This window comes from Janthinobacterium sp. OK676, assembly GCF_900103595.1.
Taxonomy (GTDB): Bacteria; Pseudomonadota; Gammaproteobacteria; order Burkholderiales; family Burkholderiaceae_D; genus Janthinobacterium.
In genome coordinates, this window is the sequence record NZ_FNHA01000001.1 from 466926 (window position 1) to 491100 (window position 24175).

Consider the following 24175-nt stretch of genomic DNA (forward strand, 5'->3'; position numbering starts at 1 on the left):
ATGAAAAATGCGGACCTTCATCCCTATACTGATTCTACAACTTAAAACATCAGGAGACACCGCATGACCACCACAGACGCCGCGCCGCCCGCCCCCTTCTGGCTGTCGCCGCAAGATTGCCAGCTCGATGATTTCATCGCCACCGTCAGCCAAGGCACGACACTGGCCGACTATCCCCACGCCGCTGCGGTGGAGAACAATATCCTCGTCTACGACTGCGACCAGGTGCGTGCGCTGGCCGCCAGTACCGCATCGCTGCGCGCGCTGCAGGCCGAATGGGGCAAGGCTTTGATGGATGGTCCCGGCCTGATCGTGCTCCAGCGCGCCGTCGACGACATGGCGACGCTGGAACAGGTCAGCGACGTCTTCCGCGCGCTGATCGCCGAACAGCATGCGAGCGGCCAGGCGGGCGGCGACCATTTCGCCAAACCGGGGGCGAACGACCGCATCTGGAACGCCCAGCAAAAACTGTGTCTGCGCGCGCCCGAGGCGTTCGCGCGCTACTACGCCAATCCCGTCTTCGCATGGATCGCCGAGGCCTGGCTCGGGCCCGCCTACCAGATGACGGCGCAAGTGAACGTCGTCAACCCGGGCGGTGCGGCCCAGGCGCCGCACCGCGACTATCACCTGGGTTTCCAGAGTGCGGCCAGCTGCGCCGCCTACCCGGCGCCCGTGCACCAGATGTCGATGCTATTGACCTTGCAGGGCGCCGTCGCCCACTGCGACATGCCGGTCGAATCCGGTCCCACGCTGTACCTGCCGTATTCGCAGCGCTACCAGGCCGGTTTCCTCGCCTGGCAGCAGCCGCCCTTCCGCGACTATTTCGCCCGGCATTGCGTGCAGCTGCCGCTGTCCCAAGGCGACGCCGTCTTCTTCAATCCCGCCCTGTTCCACGCGGCGGGCCATAACCGGTCGTCCGACATCCGCCGCATGGCCAATCTGCTGCAAGTGTCGTCGCCATTCGGACGCGCCATGGAAGCGCTGGACCGCCGCGCCATGAGCGCCGCCCTGTATCCGGCCCTGCAGGCCTTGCGGGCAGTGGGAACCCTGTCCAGCGATGGCATTGTTCACGCGATTGCCGCCTGCGCCGAAGGCTACGCCTTCCCCAGCAACCTCGATCGCGACCAGCCCATAGACGGCATGGCGCCGCCCACGCAGCAGCAGCTGATGCACGAAGCGCTGGCGCAGCACTGGCCCGCCGCCCGCTTCCTCGACGCCCTGGACAGCCATGCCTGGCGCCAGCAAGCTTGATCCCCTATCGCGACACCCTCGGAGACTCCCTATGCAAAACATCAACATCGGCCTGGTCGGCGCCGGCTACATGGGCAAGGCCCACACCATCGCCTACAAGGCCGTGCGCAGCATTTTTCCCACCGCCCTCAATCCCGTATGCGAATGCATCAGCACCAGCAGCGCGGAAGGCGCCGCCCGCAGCGCTCAGGAACTGGGCTGGAACCGCTCCACGGGCGACTGGCACGCGCTGGTGGCCGACCCCGCCATCGACGCCATCATCGTCGCCACGCCGCCGGCCACGCACAAGGACATCGTGCTGGCCGCACTGGCCCTGGGCAAGCCCGTGTTCTGCGAAAAGCCGCTGGGCATGACGGCCGCCGAATCCCTGCAGCTTGCGCAGGCGGCGGAAAGCGCGGGCGTGGCCAACATGGTGGGCTATAACTACATCCGCACGCCGGCCAGCCAGCTGGCGCGGCACATCATCGAATCGGGCGAAATCGGCGAGATCATCCACGTCGCCGCCGAACACGTGGAAGACTATCTGCACGACCCGCGCGCGCCTGCCTCGTGGCGCACGCGCGAGGCGACGGCAACGCGTGCCGGCGCGCTGGCCGACGTGGGTTCGCACTTGCTCAACCTGGCCTTGCGCCTGGGCGGCCCCGTCGACTCTCTCGTGGCCGACATGAACACGGTACATGCGCAACGCCAGGGCCAGAATGGCATGGAAGCGGTGGAAAATGACGACCAGGGAAATGTGATGCTGCGCTTTGCCAGCGGCGCGCTGGGCGCCCTGACCTTCAGCCGCGTGGCGGCCGGGCGCAAGATGGGATACACCTACCGCATCACGGGGACGAAAGGCGCGCTCGCCTTCGACCAGGAAAACCAGAACGAATTATGGCTGTACGACGCCGGCCGCCCCGCGCAGCGCCAGGGTTTCCAGCGCCTGCTGATGGGGCCCGCCCACCCCGACTACCTGGCGTTCAGCCAGGGCGCCGGGCACGGCACCGGCTACAACGAGCAGATCGTCATCGAAGCGCGCGACTTTCTGCAGGCCATCGCCGGCGGCCAGCCCGTCTGGCCCACCTTCCGCGACGGCTACGAGGTGGACCGGCTGATAGCCGCCGCGCTGCGCTCCGTGCAGGAGCGCAGCTGGATTTCCCTGCGTTGAACGCCTATCAAAACCTGCTGCGCGTCGTGATTTACGGCCTGCGATGCTCACTGTACCTTCGTACAGTTGCGCTTCTCGACCGCAACTCCCTTCCGCTCGCTACGGTTTTGTTAGGCGTTGTTAGTACGTTAGGCGTTCTTAGTACGCCAGGCCGTAACCGAACTTGTACAGCGGATGGGCCGTGTCATACGGCACGTCCGACTTCTGCACCTGCACTTCGGCCATCGACGATGGCAGCTCGAACGGCAGCTTGCCCTGCGGCTTGGCCTTGCCCGTCAGGACATCGAACAGCGCGCCGTCGCTCACGCCGAAGTTGGCGAGGATGGCGCTGGCCTTGTCCTGCACGTTGCCGAGGATGGCCGGGCGGTCCAGGTACACGGTCACCACCGTCTTCGGCGCGAACTTTGCCGCGTTCTTGATCGCCTCGTAGTCTGCATTGCCATCCACGTAATCGAGGCGGCCCTCGTGCTGCATGCTGCCGAAGATGTAGTTCGGGTGCAGGGTTTCATACGGCGCGGCCACGCGCAGCAGGGCCACGTCCGCTTCCTGCGGCGTGGCGACCACCGTGTAGCCGTACTGTTTGGCCACGGCAGCATCAATGCCGTACAGGTAGACTTTCTTGACGGTGGCCGCCAGCGGCAAGACCTTGTCCTTGTTTTCCAGCAGGACCAGCGAGCGGCGCTGCGCATCCAGGCCCGCCTCGATGAACTCCGCCTTGCCCACGGTGCTGGCCGCCTTGGCCGCATCGACGAACGGATGCTCGAACAGGCCCTGCTTGAATTTCTGGATCAGGATGCGCCGCGCCGAAGCGTTGATGCGCTCCTCCGTCAGCTGGCCGCGCTGCACGGCCTGCGTCAGGTACGGCGCTTCCGTCACGCCGCCAAACTGGTCCATCCCCGCCGTCACGGCCTTCACGTAACGCTCTGCCTTGGTGGCGTCTTCCATGCCCCACGGCGTGCCAAAACCCATGAAGGAAGGCGCGACGCCGGGCGCCGTGCCGTTGCGGCAGTTGGCGTCGCAGTCGGACGTGATGCCCCAGTCGGACAGGATGACGCCTTCGAAGCCGTATTTGCCGCGCAGCAGATCCGTCAGCATGGTCTTGCTGAAGCCGGCCGCCACCTGTTCCAGGGTGATGCCGTCGATGGTGATCTTGCCGTCCGGCAGAGCGTAGGTCGGCATGACGGAAGCCGCCTTGGCCGTGAAGGCGCCTTCGAACGGTTTCACGTGGTAGGCGAAGTTGTTGCCCGGGTAGGTCATGTAGCGGCCGTAGTAATTGTGGCCGTCGAAACCCTCTTTCGTGGCGCCATAGCCGACCCAGTGCTTGACGACGGCCACCACGCTGCCGTCGTGCAGGCCCGTGTTCCCATCCTGGAAGCCCTCGATATAGTGCTGCACCATGCGCTTGGCCAGGTCCGCGTCTTCGCCAAAGGTGCCGTTGATGCGCGACCAGCGCGGCTCGGTGGCCAGGTCGGCCTGCGGCGACAGCGCCTGCGTGATGCCGACGGCCAGGTATTCCTGGCGCGCGATGTCGCCGAAGCGGCGCACCAGCGCATCGTCGCCGATGGCGGCCAGGCCCAGGGTTTCAGGCCACTGGGAGAAACCCTTCGTGCCGGCGCTGGCGCCCACAGTGTACTGGAAATGGTGGCGCGGGTCCGTGCTGATGGAAACAGGGATGCCGTGGCGCGACGTTTCGCTCAGGGCCTGCACCTTGTTGTACTGGGAAGCCATATTGGCCGTGTCGCCCGCCATGCGCGTGATGAAGGTGTTGACGTACTGCTTGACGATCAGGTCTTGCAGGGCCGTCAGGTCGTACGCGCCGCCCTGGCCGATGCCGGTGGGGTCGGCCACGGTGGGTGCCGTGCCATGCATCATCAGGCCGGCCTTTTCATCGAGGGTCATGCGCGACAGCAGGTCGTCCGCGCGGTCCTCGGCCGGCAGGCGCCAGTCTTCGTACGGGTCAATCTTGCCGTTGCGGTTCATGTCCTTGAAGGTATAACCGTCGCCCTTGAGCTGGGCGTAGGTGGTGGCGCCGAACACGGGTTGCGTATATCCCGCGCTGCCTGAGTCGCTGTTGCCGCAGGCGGCCAGGGCAAGCGTGGCGACGCAGCCCGCGACCAGGCGGGCCATCGGTTTCAAAGTGCAATTCATCATTATCTCCAAGACTGTTTTTGTAGGTATCAAGGCGCGGCAGCAAGGCCGGCCGAAACAATATAGCGTGAGAATGCGTGAGTTTCTTGACCGCGCAGCACGCGTTTTATACCCGCGAGAACAATTTTTGGTTAGATGACACAACAACCAACAATCTCCTACAAAGTGCTAATATTTGTGAAAAATTACTACAACAAGCAGAATAAGCAGGAGACAGCCTTGCACAAACCCGACACGCGCACGGTTTCGAACCGGATCGCGCAGCAATGCGCGCGCGCCATGCAGGCCGATGGCCACGACCCCGCCGACTTTTTTCGCCATACGGGCATCACGCCGGCGCAGCTGGACGAGCCGGGCGGCCGCATCAACGCCGAGCGGCACCGCCGCATGACGGCCTACGCCCAGCAACTGCCGCAGCACCGCGGTTTGCTCGACCTCGACGTGACGCACTGGTTCGCGCATTACTCGGGCATCGCCCACGTCTGCTTCAACCGCCCCACCCTGCGCAGCGCGCTGCACGAGCTGCTGCACTTGCGGGGCCTGATCGGCGAATTCGATTTCATGCTGATGAGCGAAAATGGCACGCGCATCGAGATCGAATACTTGTCCGAGTTCTGCCCGTCGGGCGGCGCCATGCAGGCGCTGGCCAATTTCCGCATGCTGTCGCTGGTGGCGCGCGCCTACGACGATGGCGCGCCCACCGCCTTCCGTGCCGGCTTCCAGGGCAAGGCGCCATGGTTCGCGCCAGCCATTTCCGAGTGCTTCGGCGCCGCCGCCACCTTTGGCCAGGCGCGCAATACATTGACGTTCGACGCACCGGCGCTGGACCGGCCCTTCGCCCAGTTCAACGCCATGCTGGCGCCGCACGCGCTACGGCACGCGCAGGGGCAATTGCAGCAGTTGCAGGGTGCGCAGCTGTTTTCGGCCCGCGTGGAGCAGGCCATCATCGACCTGCTGGGCCGGCAAGGCGCAGGCGATGCCGACGGCGCCTCGCTGCTGCCGGCCCTGTGCGACGGCCTGGCAATGAACCGCTGGACCCTGCAGCGCCAGCTGCAGCAGGAACAGACCTCATTCCGCGCACTGGAACTGCGCGCGAAAAGCCGCGAATCGCGCCGTTTGCTGCGCGAAACGAGCCTGAGCGTGGCGGAAATCGGCGACCGCCTGGGCTTTTCCTCGCAAAGCGCATTTACCCGCTTCTTCAAGAACCAGTTCGAACTGCCGCCGGCGCGCTACCGGCAGGACGCCGCCGGAGCCTAGACGTTCAGTTGCCGGTTCATGGCGACGATGTCGTCATGGCTGGCATGCGCGCCCAGCTTGGCGAACTGCGCCGGCATCCGGTCGCGTATCGCGGCCGCCTTGCCGGGAACCGCCGCGGCAAGCGCCTTGGCCATGGCGGGCGCCTCAAGGTCGCAACAGTAGGCGGGGGTACAGGGCTGCTGGCGCCAGGACTGCGCCAAGGTGCCGCCATCGACCGCGTCAAATCCGGCCTGCTCCACCAAGGCCATCGCCGTCTGCATGGCCATCGGGTCATCTCCGGCGACGGCAATGGCGAGGCGGCCCGGCGTGCCTGCAGGCTGGCCCAGCGCGGCCAGCGTATGCGCCAGCACATTGTTGAAGGCCTTGACCACCGGGCGCCCCAGCTGGGCTGACACCCAGATGCTTTCGGCCATGCCCGCATCGATCTGCGCAATCGCCGCGTCACGCATGCCAGGATAATAATTACTGGTGTCGATCACGGTGACCTGCGGCGGCACCGCGTCGAACAGGCCGGCAGGCAGGCTGGCCATGGCCGGCAGCGGAATGGCCAGCACCACCACATCCACGCCATCGACGGCGCCATGCACATCGGCCGGCACCGCGCCGATGTCGTCGGCCACGCTTTGCACGCCTTTGACACCGCCGGAATTGGCTATCTTCACCTCATGGCCGGCGGACAGCAGCTTGCGCGCCAGGGTTGCGCCGATATTTCCCGTTCCAATAATTCCTATCTTCATGTTCATGAGCTCCGTGTCGTTGATCGTCCAATGTGCTGTGATTTTAGGAGCCTTATGCAATAATTGGAAGTACCCACCAAAAAGTAAGTAACCCACATATCATGACAGAACAACGGGAATGGAATTGTGGCGATCCGCAAAATCGCCGAGACTGGGCCGACGCCACCACCGAGACCTTGCGCGTACTCGAAGGCAAATGGAAGATCATCATCCTGTGCCAGCTGTTTGCGGCCAAGGCGCCTTTGCGCTTTTCCGACCTGGAGCGCCTGATCGAGGAAGTCAACCAGAAAATGCTGATCCAGCAGCTCAAGCAGCTGGAAAAGGACGGTATCGTCGTGCGCAAGGTCTATGCGCAGGTACCGCCCAGGGTGGAATATGCATTGAGCGAGATCGGCCATGCGCTGGGACCGTCGATGCAGGCACTGATCGAATGGGCCGAACTGCGGCGCGCACGCCTGGCGCACGCCGCTGCCGATCCCGCCGCGCCAGATTAAACCTGCGGCGCAGCCCTTGCCTGCCCCCGTATCCGGAACCAGATCGCATACATGGCGGGCAGGAACACCAAAGTCAGCACCGTGCCGGCAAACGTGCCGCCGATCAGGGTATAGGCCAGGGTACCCCAGAATACCGAATGGGTCAGCGGGATAAACGCCAGCATGGCCGCCAGCGCCGTGAGGATCACGGGACGCGCGCGCTGCACGGTCGCTTCCACCACGGCGTCGAACGGCGCCAGTCCGGCCGCCTCGTTCTGGTGGATCTGGCCGATCAGGATCAGGGTATTGCGCATCAAAATGCCCGACAACGCGATCAGGCCAACGAGCGCATTGATGCCGAACGGCTGCTGGAACAGCAGCAAGGTGGGCACCACCCCGATCAGGCCGAGGGGGCTGGTGAGGAACACCATCACCATCGCCGAGATCGAACGCACCTGCAGGATGATCATCAACAGCGTCAATGCCAGCATGATGGGGAACAGCGGCAGCATCGCTTGCGTGGCCTTGGCCGATTCCTCGATGGAGCCGGCCTGCTCGATGCGGTAGCCGGCCGGCAGCTTGTCGACGATGGCTTGCAGCTGGGTCGTGATGGCGCCCGAGACGTCGGGCGGCTGCAGGCCTTCGGCGATGTCGCCACGCACGGTAATCGTCGGCTGGCGGTCGCGCCGGCGCATCACCGGTTCTTCCGAACGGACCTCGACGCTGCCCACCTGCGACAGCGCGATACGCTGGCCATTCGCGCCGGCCAGGGTCAGGTCGGCGATGCGGGCCGGATCGAGCCGCACGTCGCCGGCCGCGCGCGCCACCACCTGCACCGTGCGGATATCTTCGCGCACGGCCGTGACGGGCACGCCGCTGAGCAGGAACTGCAGCTGCTGCGCCACCGCGGCCGACGTCAATCCCATCGCCTGCAAGCGCTCCTGCTGCAGGCTGAAATGCAGGGTCGGCGTGCGTGTGCCCCAGTCGGTATTCACGGTGCGCATCATCGGGCTGGCCTGCATCACGGCTTGCACCTGGCCGGCGATGCCGCGCAAGACCTCGGGATCGGGGCCGCTGACCCGGTAGGCGACGGGAAACGGCGAGTACGGGCCGAACACCAGTTGCGTGACGCGCACGCGTGCTTCGGGCGCCAACCCGGCGGCGACGGCCTCGCGCAAGCGCTGCTTGAGCGCGTCGCGCGCCTGCTGGCTGTCGGTGCGCACGACGATCTTGGCAAACGAGGGATCGGGCAATTCCGGCCCCATCGCCAGGTAAAAGCGCGGCGCGCCCTGGCCCACATAGGCCGTGACGATCTTCGCCTCGCCCTGGCGCGCCAGCCACGCTTCCACCTTGGCCGCCGCGCCGCTGGTCTGCCCGATGGCGCTGCCGTACGGCAGTTGCACTTCAATCAGCACTTCTGGACGGTCGGAGATCGGGAAAAACTGCTTCTTGACGACGGCCATGCCCAGCACGGCCAGCACGAACAGGCCGATGACGGTGGCGAACACCAGCCATTTGCGGGCGATCACGCTTCCCAGCAGCCGGCGAAAGCGGTGGTAGCGCGGCGTGTCGTACAGCGCGTCATGGCCGCCGGCCACGCGTTTCAATTCGGGCAGCAGCTTCACGCCCAGATAGGGAGTGAACACCACCGCCACCACCCACGAGGCGATCAGCGCGATGCCGACGATCCAGAACATATTGCTCGTGTATTCGCCGGCGCTGGAACGGGCAAAGCCGTTGGGCATGAAGCCGACGGCCGTCACCAGGGTGCCGGCCAGCATGGGCGCGGCCGTGTGGCTCCAGGCGTAGGCGGAGGCGGCGATGCGGCTGTAGCCCTCTTCCATCTTCACGACCATCATTTCGATGGCGATGATGGCGTCGTCCACCAGCAGGCCCAGGCCCAGGATCAATGAACCCAAGGTGATGCGATCGAAGTTCTTGCCGGTGGCCGCCATCACGATGAACACCACGGCCAGGGTCAATGGCACGGCGGCGGCCACCACGATGCCGACCCGCCAGCCCATGCTGACAAAGCACACCAGCATCACCACCAGCAGCGCGGCGAGGAACTTGAGCATGAATTCGTCGACGGCCGCGCCGATATTGACTGCCTGGTCGGTGACCTTGGCCAGGCTCATGCCCAGCGGCATGGCGGTGCCGATGGCCGTCACTTCACGGTCCAGCGCCTTGCCCAGGTCCAGCCCGTTCCAGCCGTCGCGCATGACCACGCCCAAGAGCAGCGCCGGTTCGCCGCCATTGCGCACCATGAAACTGGCCGGGTCTTCCTGGCCACGGCGCACGGTGGCGATATCGGACAGGGCCAGGGTGCGCCCCTGCGCCACCACGGGCGTATCGCGTATCTTTTGCAGCGCGTCGAGCGCGCCGTCGAGGCGGATGAATACCTGCGGCCCGCGCGTCTCGACCGAGCCGGCCGGGCTCAAGGCGTTCTGGCCGTTCAGCGCCGCGAACACGTCCTGCGCCCGCACGCCCAGGGTGGCCAGGCGCTCCTGCGAAAACTCCACGTAGATGCGTTCGGCCTGCTCGCCGATGATATTGACCTTTTTCACGCCCGGCACGTGCAGCAGCCGCTGGCGCAGGGTTTCCGCCTCGCGCACCAGCAGGCGCTGCGGCTCGCCCTTGGCCTTGAGCGCATACAGGGCAAAGGTGACGTCCGCGTATTCGTCGTTGATCATGGGGCCGATCACGCCGGCCGGCAAATTGGCCGCCTCGTCGCCCGCCTTCTTGCGCGCCTGGTAAAACTCGGCCTGCACCTGGTCGGGCGGCGTGCCGTCGAGCAGGGTCAGGGTCGTGAAGGCCAGGCCGGGGCGGGTGTAGGTCTCGGCCCGCTCATACCAGCGCAGCTCCTGCAGGCGCTTTTCGATCTTTTCGGCCACCTGGTCCTGCATTTCGCGCGCACTGGCGCCTGGCCAGGCCGTGACGATGGTCATCACCTTGACCGTGAAAGCCGGATCTTCCGCCCTCCCCAGCTTGAAGAACGACAGCAGGCCGGCCAGCGAAATGAGACAGATCAGGAACAGGGTGACGGAACGCTCGCGCACGGCCAGCGCCGACAGGTTGAAGCCCGCGGCGCTCATGGATGCGCTCCCGCGGCGGCTGCCGCTGGCGCCTGTTCGATCCTGACCTGCTCGCCCTGGCGCAGCAGGTGGGCGCCCAGCGCGACGATGCGCTCGCCCGCCTTCAGGCCGCTCACGTCGGCGCCGTCGTCGTGCAAGCCCAGCACCTTGACGGGTCGCCAACTCACCTGGACCGGCGTGCCGGCGATCACCCACACCCCCTGCCCCTTGCCTGCGTCGTGCAGGGCCGTCAGCGGCACTTGCACGGCGTCGCCGGCCGCTTGCGCACCGGGCAGGCGCAAGGTGACGGTGGCGCCCAGCGGCGCGTTCGACAGCGCCGCATCGAGCACGTAGCGCGCCTCGAAGGTGCGCGTTTGCCGGTCCGCCGCCTGCGACAGCTGGCGCAAGGTGGCCGGCACGCCGGCGCCCGGCCTGCCGAACAGGGTGGCCTGGCCCGTGGAACCGAGCGCGGGGCGCAAGGTTTCCGGCAGCTGGATCGCCGCTTCGCGCCGGCCGTCATGGGCCAGGCGTACCACCACCTGCCCGGCCGCGACCACCTGGCCCGGTTCGGCCAGAGTGTCCATCACGACGCCGTCGGCATCGGCCAGCAGCACCGCGTAATGCAGCGCATTGCGCGCCACCCCGGCCTGGGCTTCGGATGCCTTGAGCTGGGCGCCGGCCGCGTCAGCCGCCGCCTTCACCTGGTCGTAGTTTGACGCCGAGATGGCGCCCGTGCCGCGCAAGTCGCGGTAGCGCGCTTCTTCATCCGCCGCCTGGCGCGCGCGGGCGCGGTCGGCCGTGACGGCATCCTGGCGCGCCTGCGCCAGCAACTGCAAATCGTCGGCGTCGAGGCGCATCAACGGCTGACCGCGGCGCACGGCCTGGCCGGCGTCGACCAGCCGTTCGCTGACCTTGCCCGCCACGCGAAAACCGAGATCGCTCTGCACGCGCGGCGCGACCACGCCCGTAAAGCTGCGCGCGCCCGCTTCGGCGCCCTGCACCGCGACGGCGCGCACGAGCGGCGTGGCCGTGCGCGGATCGGCCTGCGCCTTGTCGCCGCAGGCGCCCAGCACCAGGGGTAAAGTGGAAATGACAACAGATGAAGCGAGGCGGCGCCAGCGCATAGGAATCCCATGAATGAGTGATCAGGGTTCTCATTCTGGTACTAGTGACCAATTAAGTCAACAGTCACTTATCATTGAAGCGGCTATGGCGACAAACTGCGCAACACCAGGCTGGACAACTGCACGGTTGCCGTGTCGCTGCTGTCGAAGCTGTATTGCAGCAGCAAGGGATTGACGTAGGGACGCATCACCAGGTAGATGGCGCTGGCCGTCTCGTCGAGCGGCGTCTTGCGTTCGAAGTCCCCGCTCTTGCGCCCTTGTTGCAAGATATCCTGCAGCAAGGCGCCCATCGCCAGCTCGTAGGATTGCACGGATGGCCAGCGCTCGGTGGCGGCCGATGCCGCGATGTCGTACAGCTTGCGGTCCTGGAAAAACAGCCGCAAGCTGGCCTCGACGCTGGCCTTGAACATGCGCCGCAGCTTCTCGGGCGGCTGGCCGGCCGCCTCGACCGCAGCCTTGACCTCGGTCTCGATCTGGCGCAGGCAGTTGCCGCAGATATGCTCGCCGATGGCTTGCTTCGATTCGAAGAATTTATAGATATAGGCCTTGGAAAAACCAATCGCCCTGGCCAGGTCGGAAACGGTCGTCTTTTCATAGCCGTAGCGGCTGAAGTAGTCGGTGGCGGCGGCAACGATCTGGTCGCGCACGTCGTGGCCGGCGGGGCCGCGCGCGGGGCTGGGGGTGTCAGGTGTGGTGGAATTCATGGCGACAGCTTAACGCGCCGCGCCGGAATGCACAATAAGTGACCAATATGTATTATAGTCACACATTATTCATTTGATGACCAGGAAGACCACCATGCCATTCCCCCGCCTGCGCCTGCCCCTCATGCTGATCGCCGCCAGCCTGGCCGCCACCGGCTGCACCACCGGCCCGGACTACCGCCCGCCCGAGCTGCCGCAAGCGGCCCAGTATCTGCACCAGGCGGCGCTCGGTACGCGCCAGGACGCTGACTCTGCCGAACTGCGGCAATGGTGGACGAGCTTTGGCGATCCGCGCCTGACCCGCCTGGTGACGGTGGCGCTGGCGCAAAACCTGGACCTGGCGCAGGCGGCGGCCAGGGTCAGCCAGGCGCGCGCGGCCACCGGTGCGGCCGAAGCGGCGCTGCTGCCGTCGGCCAGCCTGGGCGGCCAGGCGGCGCGCGCCTACCAGTCGGTGCAAACGCCGCTGGGCCAGGTCTTGAACGCCACGCCAGGCCATGACCGCGCCGGCAGCGCGCGCGAACTGAATCTGCAGGCATCGTGGGAACTCGATCTGTTCGGCGGCCTGCGCCGCGAACGCGAAGCGGCGCAGGCCGATTACGCAGCCAGCGAAGCGGGATGGGCCGCCACGCGCCTGGCCGTGGCGGCGCAAACGGCCGACCTGTACCTGACGATCCAGGGCCTGCAGGCGCGGCTCGAGCTGGCGCGCCGCCAGGCCGACACCGACGCGGCGCTGCTGGAACTGGCCACGCAGCTATATGACAAGGGATTGGTGAACGAGCCGGCGCTGCGGCAGGCCGAAGCGTCGCTGGCGCAGGCGCGCGCAGTCATCCCCGGCCTGGACACGGCGCGCGAGGTGGCGCTGCATGCGCTCGACGTGATGCTGGGCGCCGCGCCCGGCACCTACGGCGATGAGATGGCCGCCGCCGGCGTGATGGCGCGCGCGCCGCACATCACGGCCGGCGGCGCGCCGGGCGAGCTGCTGCGGCGCCGGCCCGACCTGATCGCCGCCGAACGGCGCCTGGCCGCCGCCAGCGCACGCACGGGCGCGGCCGTCGCCGAGTACTACCCGAAACTGAGCCTGGGCGCCCTGCTGGGCAGCGCCACGGCCGGCGGCGCCCTGTTCGGCAGCGGTTCCGGCCAGGCCGCCGGCATGCTGGGCTTGCGCTGGCGCCTGTTCGATTTCGGCCGCATCGACGCGCAGATTCAAGCTTCCCGCGGCCAGGAAGCCGAGTTGCTGGCCGCTTACCGGCTCGCCGCGCTGCACGCCGTCGAAGACGTGGAAAACGCCTGCTCGGCCCTGCTGCGCCACGAGGAGCAAGCCACCTTGCTGGCGCAAGGCGTGGAATCGCTAGCGCGCGCCCGCGCCGCCTCGCAGGCAGCCTACGACAAGGGCGCGGTCAGCCGGTTCGATGTGCTGCAGGCCGACACCCGGCTGCTGCGCGCGGCGGATGCGCGCGCGCAGGCGCAAACGGCATCGGCGCGCGCTGCCGTCGCCACCTACCGGGCGCTGGGTGGCGGCTGGCAGGCGCCGCTGGCGGGGACGGCGGCGGTGGCCGCCCGGTAAGGTGCCGCGTCAGAAGAAATGCCGCATCCCCGCCATCACGCCATTCTGATTGCGCCCCGCGCCCACGGTACCGCCCGCGTCCAGTGCCACGGCGGCCGTGCCGCCATTATTCATGCGGCCGGCGGCGCCGTAGATGGCCGTGCGCTTCGACAGGTGATACGTCAGGCGCGCCGTGGCCAGGGTGCTGTCGTTCGGACTATCCTTGACGGCCAGCCGCGCGAGCTGGCCATCGAGCACCAGCGCGGGGGCCAGCGGATAGGCGGCGCCCACATACAGCAGTTGCGAGTCGACGGAGCCGGTGGCGGCGCGGATCGTGCGGTCGATGATGCCGCCGCCAATCTTTAGCTGGCCGAGCATGGCGTAGCCGCTGGCGATCACGCGGCGGTCGAAGTTGCGGCTGGACGTGAGGCCGTTGGCCGCGCCCGCATTGCCATACAGGATGTCGTACGATGCCGTGGCGCCGTAGCGCCCCGTGTCATGGCCCAGCAAGGCCGTGATCTGTCGGCAGGCTTTCGCGTTGCCCGCCACTTCGCCCGCGCAACCGGTGGCCGCCGGTCCGCCCGCCGCCGAGGCATCGCGCCCCGGACTGTAGGTGGCGCCCACCGTCACGTTCGAGAACCTGCCCATGTAGCCGATGGCGTTGTCGCTGCGGGCGTTCGGCAGGTAGAGATCGAGGCTGCTGATGGAAAACAGGGCCGGCCCCATGATGTCGGATTTTTGCGTGGCCCAGAACGACATATTCATTTGTCGCCCCAGCATCACGCTGCCATAGCGCCCCTTCAAGCCCACCCACGACTGGCGGCCGAACAATCTTCCTCCCTGCCCCGCGATGCCCGTGTCGACGCCGAAGCCCGATTCCAGCGCAAAGATGGCCTGCAAGCCGCCGCCCAGTTCTTCCACACCCTTCAAGCCGAAACGCGAGGGCAATGAACCCGTCAAGGTGGGCATTTTAGTCACACTGTCGCCGGCCTTGTTGGCATTCGTCGTGTAGGCCAGCGAGCTGTCTAGCACTCCATACAGCGTGACACCGCTTTGCGCGTGGGCGCCTATGGACACGCCGCAGGCGCACGCGCCCAGCAGCGCCATGGTGATGGCCTTGTGTTTTTTCATGTTTGTCTCCTGATTTTTATGGTGTTTCTATTCGGCGTCTGGCTGTCTGTCAGGATGCGCATCCTGAAAGGCTGGCAGCGCTTCGCAGTGCGCGACGATGCGCAGGATCGTGGGATACGGCGCCAGGTCGCACTGGAAGCGCCGCGCGTTGTAGACCTGCGGCACCAGACAGCAATCGGCCAGGGTCGGCGTGTCGCCATGGCAGAACGTTCCCGTGTGCGGGCTGCGCGCCAGTTCCGCTTCCAGCGCGGCCAGGCCCAGATGGGTCCAGTGCCGGTACCACGCGTTCTTCTGTTCCTGCGACAGGGCCAGGGGACCCGTCAGGTAATTGAGCACGCGCAGGTTGTTGAGCGGATGGATGTCGCAGGCGCAGACCATGGCCAGCTGGCGCACGCGGGCGCGGCCCGGGGCGTCCTGCGGCAGCAGCGCCGGGCCGGGCAGCGTCTCGTCCAGGTACTCGATGATGGCCAGCGATTGGGTCAGCACGGCGCCGCCGTCCTCCAGCACGGGCAGCAGGTGCTGCGGGTTCAGGCTGGAAAACGCCGGCATGAACTGCTCGCCGCCATTGCGGCTCAGGTGCACATAGGCCGTGTCGGGACGCAGGTTTTTCAGGTTCAGCGCGATGCGCACGCGGTAGGAGGCGGAGCTGCGGTAATAGCCATGCAATTTCATACTGTGCTCTCTTTCAGGGTAGCGGGAATGGCGCTGGCGGCGGTCCGGGCACGCATCAGCCGGCCCATGGCCAGCAGGGCCAGGGACGCCAGCACGGCGGGAATGGCCAGCAAAAAGAAGATGGTTTCGTTATCGAGCTTCAGGGTCAGCATCAGGCCACCGGCCATGGAACCGAGCACGGAACCGCTGCGCCCCACGGCGGCGGCCCAGCTGACGCCCGTGGCACGGCTCGACGTCGGGTAAAAGGCGGCGGCCAGCGCATTGGCGCCGACTTGCGAGCCGCTCACGCCAAAGCCGACGCCAAAGACGGCCAACACCAGCAGGGCCAGGCTGCTGCCCGACAGCGCCACGACGACGATGCAGCCGGCGGCCGCCAGATAGGCGATGCTCAGGACTTTATGGGGGCTGTAGCGGTCCATCCAGCGGCCCAACAGGATGGCGCCGACCGTGCCGCCCACCTGGAACATCATCGTCACCAGCGAGGCGTTCGACAGGGACAGGCCATTGCCATTCAACAGGGTCGGCATCCAGCTCGACAGCAGATAGATGATCAACAGGCTCATGAAAAACGTGGACCACAGCAGCAAGGTGCCGCCGATCACGCCGGGGCGGAACAGCTCGGCCATCGGCGAGCCGGCCAGTTTTTTATCGCTGACGACGAGGCGCGGCAAGGCGGCCAGGCTGGGCGCGATGCGGCGCATGATGGTCTCGCTGCCGTCGCGCCCCTTCAAGACCAGCCAGCGCAGGGATTCCGGCAGCGCCAGCAGCAGCACGGGCACCAGCAGCAGCGGCAAGGCGCCGCCCAGCATCAGCACGCCGCGCCAGCCGATCAGGTGCAGCAGCTGCGCCGACGCCAGGCCGCCCAGCGCGGAACCGATGGTAAAGCCGCAGAACATCATGGTCACGAGGCCGGAACGGCGCTGCTGCGGGCAGTATTCGGACGTCATCGTCACCGACGTCGGCATGGCGCCGCCCAGGCCCAGGCCCGTCAAGAAGCGCAGCACCAGCAACATCGTCAGATCCGTCGACCAGGCCGACAGCAGGCTGGCGGCGCCGAAAAACGCGACGGAGACAATCAGCACGGGGCGGCGGCCGTAGCGGTCGGCCAGGGGGCCGAACAGGAACGAGCCCGCCATCAGGCCGAACAGGCCAGCGCCGAACAGGGGCGCCAGCGCGGCGGGGGACAAAGCCCACTCGGCGCGGATGGCGGGCGCGATGAAGCCGATCGAGGCCGTGTCGAAACCGTCGATGGCGACAATCAAAAAGCATAGCCAGAGGATCAGCTTCTGGTAGCGGGAAAACGGCTGGGTATCGAGGAATTGCTGGACGTCGGTGCCTGCGTGGGTGGTCATGGTCTTGTCTCCGTTGTTATTGTTCGCTTGGGCTGCGCGGTCTGTGCCGCGCTGGCCCGGTGGTTTTACTGGACGGCGACGGTGATCGGCGTCAGGCCGGCGATGCGCGCTTGCATCGTCTGGCCGCTGCTGACGGCGCCCACGCCTTCGGGCGTGCCCGTCATGATGATGTCGCCCGGCTGCAGCTCGAACAGGGTCGACAGGTTGGCGATGACTTCATTGACGGACCAGATCAGATGCGTCAGGTCGCTCGTCTGCACGACCTTGCCATCCACTTCCAGCACGATCTCGCCCGTGGTGATTTCGCCGCTGTCGGCCATCGGCGTGAGCGCGCCGATGGGTGCCGAATAGTCGAAAGCCTTGCCGATTTCCCACGGGCGGCCCTGTTCGCGCATGCGCATCTGCAGGTCGCGCCGCGTCATGTCCAGCCCCACGCCATAGCCGAAGATGTGCGCGGCCGCGTCGTCGAGCGCGATATTGCTGCCGCCCTTGCCGATGGCGACCACCAGTTCGATCTCGTGGTGGTAATTCGACGTCTGCGCCGGATACGGCACGGTGACCGTCACGCCGGGCGGCACGGGCACGACGGACTTGTCGTCATTCGGCTTGCAAAAGAAGAATGGCGGTTCGCGGTCCGGATCGAAACCCATTTCGCGCGCATGGGCGGCGTAGTTGCGGCCCACGCAGTAGATGCGGCGCACGGGGAACTGCGCATCCGTGCCGACGATGGGCAGGCCGGCGATGGCTTGGGGGGCGAAGATGAAGTTGGTCATGGTGAAATCCTGTCAGAAAAATCAATCGGTCAAAAACTGCTCGCGCAGCACGCCCATGGCCTGCTGCACGGGGCGGTCGGAAAAACTGAACAGCACGACATCGTCCTGCGGGCAATCGAAGGAGACGACGGCCCACGAGGGCACGACGAAGGTGTCGCGCGGCGCGAAGTCGAACACCTGCCCGCCGATCGTCACCTGGCCGTGCCCCTCGACGACGCTGTAGACGGTGCCGTCCGTGCTGCGCGCACGCTTGCCCTTGAAACCCTGGGGCAGCAGCTGCATGAAGGTGGCCATGGTGGGCATGGGCGAGCCGCCCGTCAGCGGGTTCACGTATTTCAGTTTGTAGCCCTGCCAGGCGTCGATGGCGTCCGTGCGCGACAGCAGGTCCAGCGCCTCGCGCGAGCGGGCGTACGGGTAGTTGAAGATGGGCGACGTGGCCCCTTCGTGCAGCGATTTGACGGGCGCCATGTTGTAGCCGTAGCGGGCGAAACTCTGGCCTTCCGGACGGGTGACGCTCTGGCTGTCTTCCGCGTCGTTTTCCGCGAAGCCCGAATCGAAATAGCGCAGCATGGGAATGTCGAGGCCATCGAGCCACACCACCGGTTCGCAGACGCCGTCGACACCGAGGTTGCCATGGTCATGCCAGGTCCACGACGGCGTGATGATGAAGTCACCGGGGTGCATGGTGGTGCGCTCGCCCGCCACGGTCGTGTAAGCGCCCTGCCCGCTCACGACGAAGCGCAGCGCGGACTGGCTGTGGCGGTGCGAGGGCGCCACTTCACCGGGCAGGATCAGCTGCAAGCCCGCATACAGCGATTGCGTGATCGACGAGCGGCCCGGCAAGGCCGGGTTTTCCAGCACGAGGACCCTGCGCACGGCTTCGTGGGCCGTGATCACTTCGCCGGCACGCGCCAATTGCGGCGCGATGTCGGCATAGCGCCACAGGGCCGCCGCATACGGCGCCGCAGGGTGCGGCGGCACGAGCGTGTGCAAGGATTGCCACAGCGGCGACAGATGCATGCCGCTCAGGGCTGCATATAAAGCCTCGCGTTCTGGCGTTTGATGGGAAGTCATGCTGCCTCCTTTTCGGTGGTGGCCAGGCAGGTTTGCGCCGTCCAGCCATACAGCCAGGCCAGCGCCTCGTAGAATTGCGCGGGCGTGCGGCCGCGCCACAGGTCGTTGCGCACCAGGCGTTCAACACCGTGGGCGTGGTACAGCCGGCCCATTTCGCGCGCCGACAGCACCACGCGGGCCGTGCGGGCGATGCGCGAGGTTTGATACAGCTGGAAGGCGGCCGCCATGTCGAAATCGCAGGCGCGCACGGCCTCGCCCAGGGTCACGGCGTCTTCCAGCGCCATGCAGGCGCCCTGCGCCAGGTATTGCAGCATCGGGTGGGCCGAGTCGCCCAGCAGGGTCATGCGCTTGGTGCTCCAGTTGGCGACGGCGTCGCGGTCGGCCGTGCTCCAGCGGCGCCAGCTGGTCGGCTTGTGCAGCAGCTGGCGCGGCTGCGCGTGCACGCCGTCGAAGTAGGACAGCACTTCTTCCTTGCTGCCATCCGTGACGCTCCACGCTTCCTGCTCGCGGCTGTGGAAAGTCACCACCAGGTTGTATTGCTCGCCATTGCGCAGCGGGTAGTGCACGAGGTGGCAGTTCGGCCCGGCCCAGACGACGGGCGCGTTCCAGCGCAAGTCGGCCGGCATGTCGGCCGCCGGCACCACGGCGCGGTAGACCACGTGGCCGGAAACGCGGACCTTGTCGCCGACGATGCGCTCGCGGATGACGGACTTGACGCCATCGCAGCCGATCAGCACATCGGCGCGGAAGCTGCGCCCCGCCGCGTCCGTGACGGTGACGCCCGCGTCGTCCTCCGCCACATCCGTCACCTGCGACGACGTCACAAACGTGATCAGCGGCGAGGTGCGCACCGCGTCGAGGATGGCGCCGTGGATGTCGGCGCGGTGGATGACGGCGTAGGGATTGGCGAAGCGCTGGCGGAAGGCCGCGTCGACGACGAAGGTGCCCACTTCGCTGGCGTCGACGGCGTCCATCATCACCAGGCGCTCCGTGAAGACGGCGCGGGCCCGCGTGCGTTCGCCCACGCCCAGCGCGTCGAGCGCGGCGAAGGCATTGGGCGCCAGCTGGATGCCGGCGCCGATCTCGCCCAGGGTCGATGCCTGTTCCAGCACGGTGACGGCCAGCCCCAGGCGCGACAGGGACAGCGCGGCGGCCATGCCGCCGATGCCGCCGCCGACGATCAATACCGACGGCTTTTGCGTATGTTCCATTTCTCTCCTCCAATTGATCCGTGTGCTTGCGTTTGCTGTGCTCTTGGTATGGCAATCAGTGTGCCGACAGGTCAATATTTGGTAAAGCGATGGAATACAATAGCTACAATCAATTTTTTAAATAATGGTGGAGTCCCATGTCACGCTTCGATATCGAACTGCTGTTCATCTTTGACGAGATCTATAAAAGCCGCAACGTGACGCGGGCGGCGGAAAACCTGGGCTTGCCGCAATCGACGGTGAGCATCGGCCTGGGCAAGCTGCGCACGCATTTCGGCGACCGCCTGTTCGCGCGCACCTCGAAAGGCATGGAGCCGACGCCGCGCGCGCAGAACGCCGTGCAGGACGTGCGCGCCGCCATCGCCGCCTGGCAGCATGCGCTGGCCGACCAGCCCGTGTTCGACCCGGCCGCCAGCACGCGCGAATTTGCCATCTGCATGACGGACATCAGTGAAATCGTGCTGCTGCCCACCCTGCTCAACCACCTGCAGCAGATCGGACCCGGCATCACGCTGGACGTGTCGAAGATCGCCACCGACACCCCGGAGCGCCTGGAAGGAGGCGAAGTGGACCTGGCCGTGGGCTTCATGCCGCACCTGGAATCGGGGTTTTATCAGCAAAAACTGTTCGACCAGCACTTTGTCTGCCTGGTGGCCAGCGGCCACCCGCGCATCCGCGAAACGCTGACTGTGGAACAATTCCTGCACGAGGGACATATCGAAGTGAAAAGCTCGGGCACGGGCCATTCCATCGTGGAAAAAGTGCTGGCGGCGGCCGGCGTGCAGCGGCGCATCGTGCTGAAACTGCCCAGCTTTCTGGGCGTGTCGCGCATCGTCGCCGAAACCGAGCACGTCGTCACGGTGCCGTACCGCTACGCGCTGCAGATGCAGGACCACGAAGCGTTCCGCATCCTGCCCCTGCCCGTGCAACTGCCCAGCTTTTCAGTCAAGCAGCACTGGCACGAGCGCTACCACCAGGATGCGTCGAACCGCTGGCTGCGCCAGACGATGGCGCAACTGTTCGGGGCGGGCGATGGAACGGCATTGCCTTTTGAGTAAGTTTTTCCCATGCTCGTACGTCCTGCCTTTTCACCGCCTTGAACATGGCCATCCGCCTGCGCGCCGTCACGGCCGACAATTTCGACGTCATCAGCGAACTGCCCCTGCTGCCCCAGCAGCGCGACTATCTGACCAGCAATGACTATTCCATCGCGCAGGCCAGCTTTTATCCCGCCACCATGCATGCGCGCGCCGTGTATTGCGACGACGAGGTGATCGGTTTCCTGATGTTCGTCTCGCCCGGACGTGGGAAACACGGTGCGCGTCACCAGGCCGTCACGCCCGAGCCCGCGCAAGGTCAGGATCAGCGATGCGGCCAGGGCGCAGGCATTGACGGGCGCGTTCGAGCAGATCGGCGCACGGCAAGCCGCGTAAGGGATGGCCGGCAAGAATGCGCCGGATACGCTAAGCTGCCGGAACCCCAACCACAAGGACCACCATGACCCTGATCATCGTCGCCACCATCGATGCCCAAGAGCAACATATCGACGCCGTGCGCGCCGCCCTGGAAACCGTCGTAGCACCGAGCCGCGCGGAAAGCGCCTGCCTGCGCTACGAACTGCACCTCGACAACAAGATTCCTACCCGCTTCATCATGCTGGAGGAATGGACGGACAAGGCAGGCCACACGGCGCATGAAGCGACGCCCCACTTCAAGACGCTGGTCGCCGCCGTGGGCGACAAGGTCGTCAAGATCGATATCGCGGAATTGAGCAAGCTGAAGTAAGGCCGGCGCGCTGTGCAAGCGCGTGGCCATCTTGGCAAGTTGCCATCTATAATATGGCAACTTTTCTTTATGGCCATCATGACTCCATTTTCCGCGATACGCGGCGCCGCAGCGGCAGCCGTTTTTCTTTGCGCTGGCGCCTCGGCGCAAGCGCCCATGCCCAACCTCGTTGGCGACTACAAGTTGCTCTCGTCGACGACCGTGCCGCCCAGCAACTGGGGCTATTCCAAGGGCCGTGTTTCGATCAAGCAGCTCGATGAGCATCACCTGCTGATCCTCCTTTCCTGCGAATGGAAACGCGAACCGAAGGCCGTCTGCGGCGATTACTATTATGCCCAGTGGCGCGACAACGGCCTGTATCTGCAGGATATGAATACCTTTGCCATGCGCCTGTACTTCGACCCCGCTTCGCGCAAGCTCACCATCATTTCGCGCGGCGCCGACGCCAAGCAAAGCGTACGCCACGAAGTATTCGGCGCAACAACCGAGCCGCTCACGGACCCCGCCCTCGTGCGGCGCATGAAGCGCGAGCAGTCGAATGCCGACAGCAAGGAAAACCGGCGCGTGTTCGGGCCCTACACCAAGTGGGACTACCAGGAAAACCGCATCGAATTCCAGCGCCAGGACGTGACGGCAAAGTGATGGAGCACGTGCTACAACCGCTGCGGCGCCAGCTGCTGCGTCTCGCTGGCGCCCTGCTATGCTCGCCTGTGCTGGCGCGCGCGGCCAACAACGGCCTGCCGCGCGCCGTGCGCCAGCGCATCGTGGCCACGCTCGACGCACCGCTGCCCAAGGTGCTCAATGTGCACCATCTGGCGCTGATACGGCGCTTCCATATCGGCTGGTCGCCCGTGGAAAGCGGCGCGCCCATGCTCAACCCGGCGCACCCGCTGGGCAAAGGCGATACCGTGGAACTGGCCACGCAAGCGATTGCCAGCAAGGATGCGGCGCTGGCCGCCCAGCGCCTGATGGAAGCGGCGCTGCTGCTGCCCCACTTCGTGCAGATGGCCGACCTGAAACCGGGCAGCTATGCCAACGGCAAGACGCCCTTCACTTTGACGGCCCGCCATCTGATACTGCTGCGCCAGCAATCGTGGATGCCGCTGGAAATGCTGGGCATGGGTGCGCAAGACTACCTGGCCGAAGGCTATTGGCCCACGCCGTCCGTCGACGGCAAGCGGCCCTACGGCGACTTCACGAATTATCCCGTCGAAATGGCGCAGGCACTGGGCCTGCCCGTGCGCAAACAAGCGAACGGCAGCCTGACCATCCCGCCCGCGCTGAGAGCGGAACTGCAAACACTGCATCACCAAACCATGCCGGCGCTGCAGGTGTTGGTGCGGGAAGCTGGCTTGCGGCGCAATACGGTCTGACACGCAAGCAGCCTGAACCGGTGCAATGGAACTACCCTTTTTCAATTCCGATCATTTTTGGCGGCGACGGGTCTTTTCTGCGCTCGCATACCAATACGCGCAATGCGACGGATAGCGGTACGCCATTGGTATGCAAATATTTAGCGGCCACAGCGGTACCAAGCATTTCCTGGAAAATAATCGCCACATCTATTTTTTGTGCTGTCAATGCATCGATCCGCCTGGGATGATCAAGCGCCACCTGCGCGAGGCCACCGATGTAATTTTTATTTACCATGTAAATTCATGCCGAGTATGGGACAAGCACCGTATGCTCCCGCTTCGGACTACCGCAAATCGGCAGGCCGCATTCATTGATCCTTTTCCAGCATCCGAACGATTAATCAAATTAATCGAACTCGATTCCTCCCACATTGCAATAATCGGCTTTGATATTATTCCTCGCCATCAAATTGAAACATAAACACCCGTTTTTAAATCACTGAAATACATTTCGAAATATAAGCCGCATCACGTCATCAATATTTTCCCGCGATGAATGGAATAACTGAGCATATTGTTTATGCAGTTCTGGCAATTACCATGTGGCGCATGAAATTCCGATACAGCATCAACAGAATAATTTTCTTAAGAGTAATTTTAATTTCCTTAAAGCATTCATCGCACAATGAAGCCACAGTTGACCTCATATCCTAGCAGCAAGAATATATTCTGAAAGCAATACACAAAAAACATTGACTTATATCAACAGGGATAATGCAAGACACTTAATATTATAAAAAATTAAATTGAATTTCATTTGAGAAATAATTTACAAGATACCGTTTGTTAATGCGCCAAGAATAACCATTACTTCACCCCTGGAACTTTTATTTATTAAAAATAATAAAAATTTCTCTGCAGAAATTTTTATATGCCTGCGTTTATTGACATGTTTCCTTCGTGCGCTAGGGAAAATTTTTATATAGTAATATTTAAAAAAAATATTCAAAGCATTCTGGGTGAGCATTCCTGATGATAAAAAAAACAAGCACTTCATACGTCATCGAGTTTACGCAACGAACGACGCGGGTATTAAGGTCGCTCAATGTTGAGTCTGGACGGGTGAAGATTGATATCAAAGACACGGCGATGCCGTTCGACACGCGTATAGTCGATGCCTGGGTCAGCATCGAAGACGGCATCCTGTGGCTGGAGCATGAAACGGGAGAGGACTATACGGTGAAGATCAGGCTTGCCAAGGTGCTGCGCTGGTCACGCGAGCCCAAATGGTAGGAAGGCTGCCGGCGCACGCGGCACGTTTTCCAGCCCTGCCTGTGCTTGCCTGCGAAGAAACCTTGAGC

The 24175-nt window shown here is 64.8% G+C and carries 23 protein-coding genes; 11 read left to right on the plus strand and 12 right to left on the minus strand.

Features of this window, described 5'->3' with window-relative positions:
• Positions 1-63 precede the first annotated feature (63 nt).
• Both BLU39_RS02195 and BLU39_RS02200 read left to right on the plus strand, forming a co-directional pair.
• Positions 64-1251 carry a phytanoyl-CoA dioxygenase family protein gene (locus BLU39_RS02195; RefSeq protein ID WP_092709039.1) on the plus strand — a complete coding sequence of 396 codons (1188 nt, stop codon included), beginning with the start codon at positions 64-66 and terminating at the stop codon, positions 1249-1251.
• Positions 1252-1282: 31 nt separating this feature from the next.
• Entirely contained in the window at positions 1283-2401 is a 1119-nt protein-coding gene (locus BLU39_RS02200; RefSeq protein ID WP_092709042.1) for a Gfo/Idh/MocA family protein, read from the plus strand.
• 138 nt (positions 2402-2539) lie between these two features.
• On the opposite strand, the gene BLU39_RS02205 is transcribed toward BLU39_RS02200, so the two are convergent.
• Entirely contained in the window at positions 2540-4552 is a 2013-nt protein-coding gene (locus BLU39_RS02205; RefSeq protein ID WP_217635040.1) for a glycoside hydrolase family 3 protein, read from the minus strand.
• 216 nt (positions 4553-4768) lie between these two features.
• On the opposite strand from BLU39_RS02205, the gene BLU39_RS02210 reads away from it, so the two are divergent.
• A complete protein-coding gene (locus tag BLU39_RS02210; protein WP_175539184.1) occupies positions 4769-5806 on the plus strand; it encodes a helix-turn-helix transcriptional regulator in 1038 nt (345 codons plus the stop codon).
• Here the strand turns inward: BLU39_RS02210 and BLU39_RS02215 are convergent.
• Positions 5803-6639, minus strand: a complete 837-nt coding sequence (locus BLU39_RS02215) for an NADPH-dependent F420 reductase (RefSeq protein WP_368087014.1) — start codon at positions 6637-6639, stop codon at positions 5803-5805. The genes BLU39_RS02210 and BLU39_RS02215 overlap by 4 nt on opposite strands.
• 5 nt (positions 6640-6644) lie before the next feature.
• Between BLU39_RS02215 and BLU39_RS02220 the strand changes: the two genes are divergently transcribed.
• Positions 6645-7037, plus strand: a complete 393-nt coding sequence (locus BLU39_RS02220; protein WP_092709055.1) for a winged helix-turn-helix transcriptional regulator — start codon at positions 6645-6647, stop codon at positions 7035-7037.
• On the opposite strand, the gene BLU39_RS02225 is transcribed toward BLU39_RS02220, so the two are convergent.
• The 3 genes from BLU39_RS02225 to BLU39_RS02235 form a co-directional block, all read right to left on the minus strand.
• Positions 7034-10111 carry an efflux RND transporter permease subunit gene (locus tag BLU39_RS02225; protein ID WP_092709058.1) on the minus strand — a complete coding sequence of 1026 codons (3078 nt, stop codon included), beginning with the start codon at positions 10109-10111 and terminating at the stop codon, positions 7034-7036. The genes BLU39_RS02220 and BLU39_RS02225 overlap by 4 nt on opposite strands.
• Positions 10108-11214 (minus strand): efflux RND transporter periplasmic adaptor subunit, encoded by a 1107-nt coding sequence (locus tag BLU39_RS02230; protein WP_092709061.1) that lies wholly within the window; start codon positions 11212-11214, stop codon positions 10108-10110. The genes BLU39_RS02225 and BLU39_RS02230 overlap by 4 nt, the downstream gene beginning before the upstream one ends.
• Before the next feature lie 83 nt (positions 11215-11297).
• Complete coding sequence (locus tag BLU39_RS02235) at positions 11298-11918, minus strand: TetR/AcrR family transcriptional regulator (RefSeq protein ID WP_092709064.1); 621 nt, start codon at positions 11916-11918, stop codon at positions 11298-11300.
• A 94-nt stretch (positions 11919-12012) separates the two neighbouring features.
• Here BLU39_RS02235 and BLU39_RS02240 point away from each other — a divergent pair, with 94 nt between their 5' ends.
• Positions 12013-13482 (plus strand): efflux transporter outer membrane subunit, encoded by a 1470-nt coding sequence (locus tag BLU39_RS02240; RefSeq protein WP_092709067.1) that lies wholly within the window; start codon positions 12013-12015, stop codon positions 13480-13482.
• Positions 13483-13491: 9 nt separating this feature from the next.
• Here the strand turns inward: BLU39_RS02240 and BLU39_RS02245 are convergent, their stop codons facing one another.
• From BLU39_RS02245 to BLU39_RS02270, 6 genes are all read right to left on the minus strand, one after another.
• A complete protein-coding gene (locus BLU39_RS02245) occupies positions 13492-14592 on the minus strand; it encodes a porin (RefSeq protein WP_092709070.1) in 1101 nt (366 codons plus the stop codon).
• A gap of 27 nt (positions 14593-14619) precedes the next feature.
• Positions 14620-15264 (minus strand): maleylacetoacetate isomerase, encoded by a 645-nt coding sequence (gene maiA / locus BLU39_RS02250; RefSeq protein WP_092709072.1) that lies wholly within the window; start codon positions 15262-15264, stop codon positions 14620-14622.
• The gene (locus tag BLU39_RS02255) at positions 15261-16616 is read right to left on the minus strand and encodes an MFS transporter (RefSeq protein WP_092709075.1); all 1356 of its coding nucleotides are present in this window, start codon (positions 16614-16616) and stop codon (positions 15261-15263) included. The genes maiA and BLU39_RS02255 overlap by 4 nt, the downstream gene beginning before the upstream one ends.
• A gap of 65 nt (positions 16617-16681) precedes the next feature.
• Entirely contained in the window at positions 16682-17389 is a 708-nt protein-coding gene (locus BLU39_RS02260) for a fumarylacetoacetate hydrolase family protein (protein WP_092709078.1), read from the minus strand.
• A 21-nt stretch (positions 17390-17410) separates the two neighbouring features.
• The gene (gene gtdA, locus BLU39_RS02265; protein ID WP_092709081.1) at positions 17411-18463 is read right to left on the minus strand and encodes a gentisate 1,2-dioxygenase; all 1053 of its coding nucleotides are present in this window, start codon (positions 18461-18463) and stop codon (positions 17411-17413) included.
• Positions 18460-19674 carry a 3-hydroxybenzoate 6-monooxygenase gene (locus BLU39_RS02270; RefSeq protein ID WP_092709084.1) on the minus strand — a complete coding sequence of 405 codons (1215 nt, stop codon included), beginning with the start codon at positions 19672-19674 and terminating at the stop codon, positions 18460-18462. Before BLU39_RS02270 ends, gtdA begins: the two co-directional genes overlap by 4 nt.
• Before the next feature lie 137 nt (positions 19675-19811).
• Between BLU39_RS02270 and BLU39_RS02275 the strand changes: the two genes are divergently transcribed.
• From BLU39_RS02275 to BLU39_RS02295, 5 genes are all read left to right on the plus strand, one after another.
• On the plus strand, positions 19812-20732 hold the full coding sequence (locus tag BLU39_RS02275; protein WP_092709087.1) for a LysR family transcriptional regulator: 921 nt from the start codon (positions 19812-19814) through the stop codon (positions 20730-20732).
• 44 nt (positions 20733-20776) lie between these two features.
• Complete coding sequence (locus BLU39_RS28485) at positions 20777-21175, plus strand: hypothetical protein (RefSeq protein WP_092709091.1); 399 nt, start codon at positions 20777-20779, stop codon at positions 21173-21175.
• Entirely contained in the window at positions 21172-21459 is a 288-nt protein-coding gene (locus BLU39_RS02285) for a putative quinol monooxygenase (RefSeq protein ID WP_092709094.1), read from the plus strand. Before BLU39_RS28485 ends, BLU39_RS02285 begins: the two co-directional genes overlap by 4 nt.
• A 78-nt stretch (positions 21460-21537) precedes the next feature.
• Entirely contained in the window at positions 21538-22101 is a 564-nt protein-coding gene (locus BLU39_RS02290) for a hypothetical protein (RefSeq protein WP_092709881.1), read from the plus strand.
• Between the two features lie 8 nt (positions 22102-22109).
• The gene (locus BLU39_RS02295; RefSeq protein ID WP_139178123.1) at positions 22110-22832 is read left to right on the plus strand and encodes a hypothetical protein; all 723 of its coding nucleotides are present in this window, start codon (positions 22110-22112) and stop codon (positions 22830-22832) included.
• A 31-nt stretch (positions 22833-22863) separates the two neighbouring features.
• Here BLU39_RS02295 and BLU39_RS02300 read toward each other — a convergent pair whose 3' ends face one another.
• Positions 22864-23109, minus strand: coding sequence for a hypothetical protein (locus tag BLU39_RS02300; RefSeq protein WP_092709100.1), 246 nt, complete (start codon positions 23107-23109; stop codon positions 22864-22866).
• A 737-nt stretch (positions 23110-23846) separates the two neighbouring features.
• On the opposite strand from BLU39_RS02300, the gene BLU39_RS28075 reads away from it, so the two are divergent.
• Positions 23847-24107 carry a hypothetical protein gene (locus BLU39_RS28075; RefSeq protein WP_139178125.1) on the plus strand — a complete coding sequence of 87 codons (261 nt, stop codon included), beginning with the start codon at positions 23847-23849 and terminating at the stop codon, positions 24105-24107.
• The last annotated feature ends 68 nt before the right edge of the window (positions 24108-24175 follow it).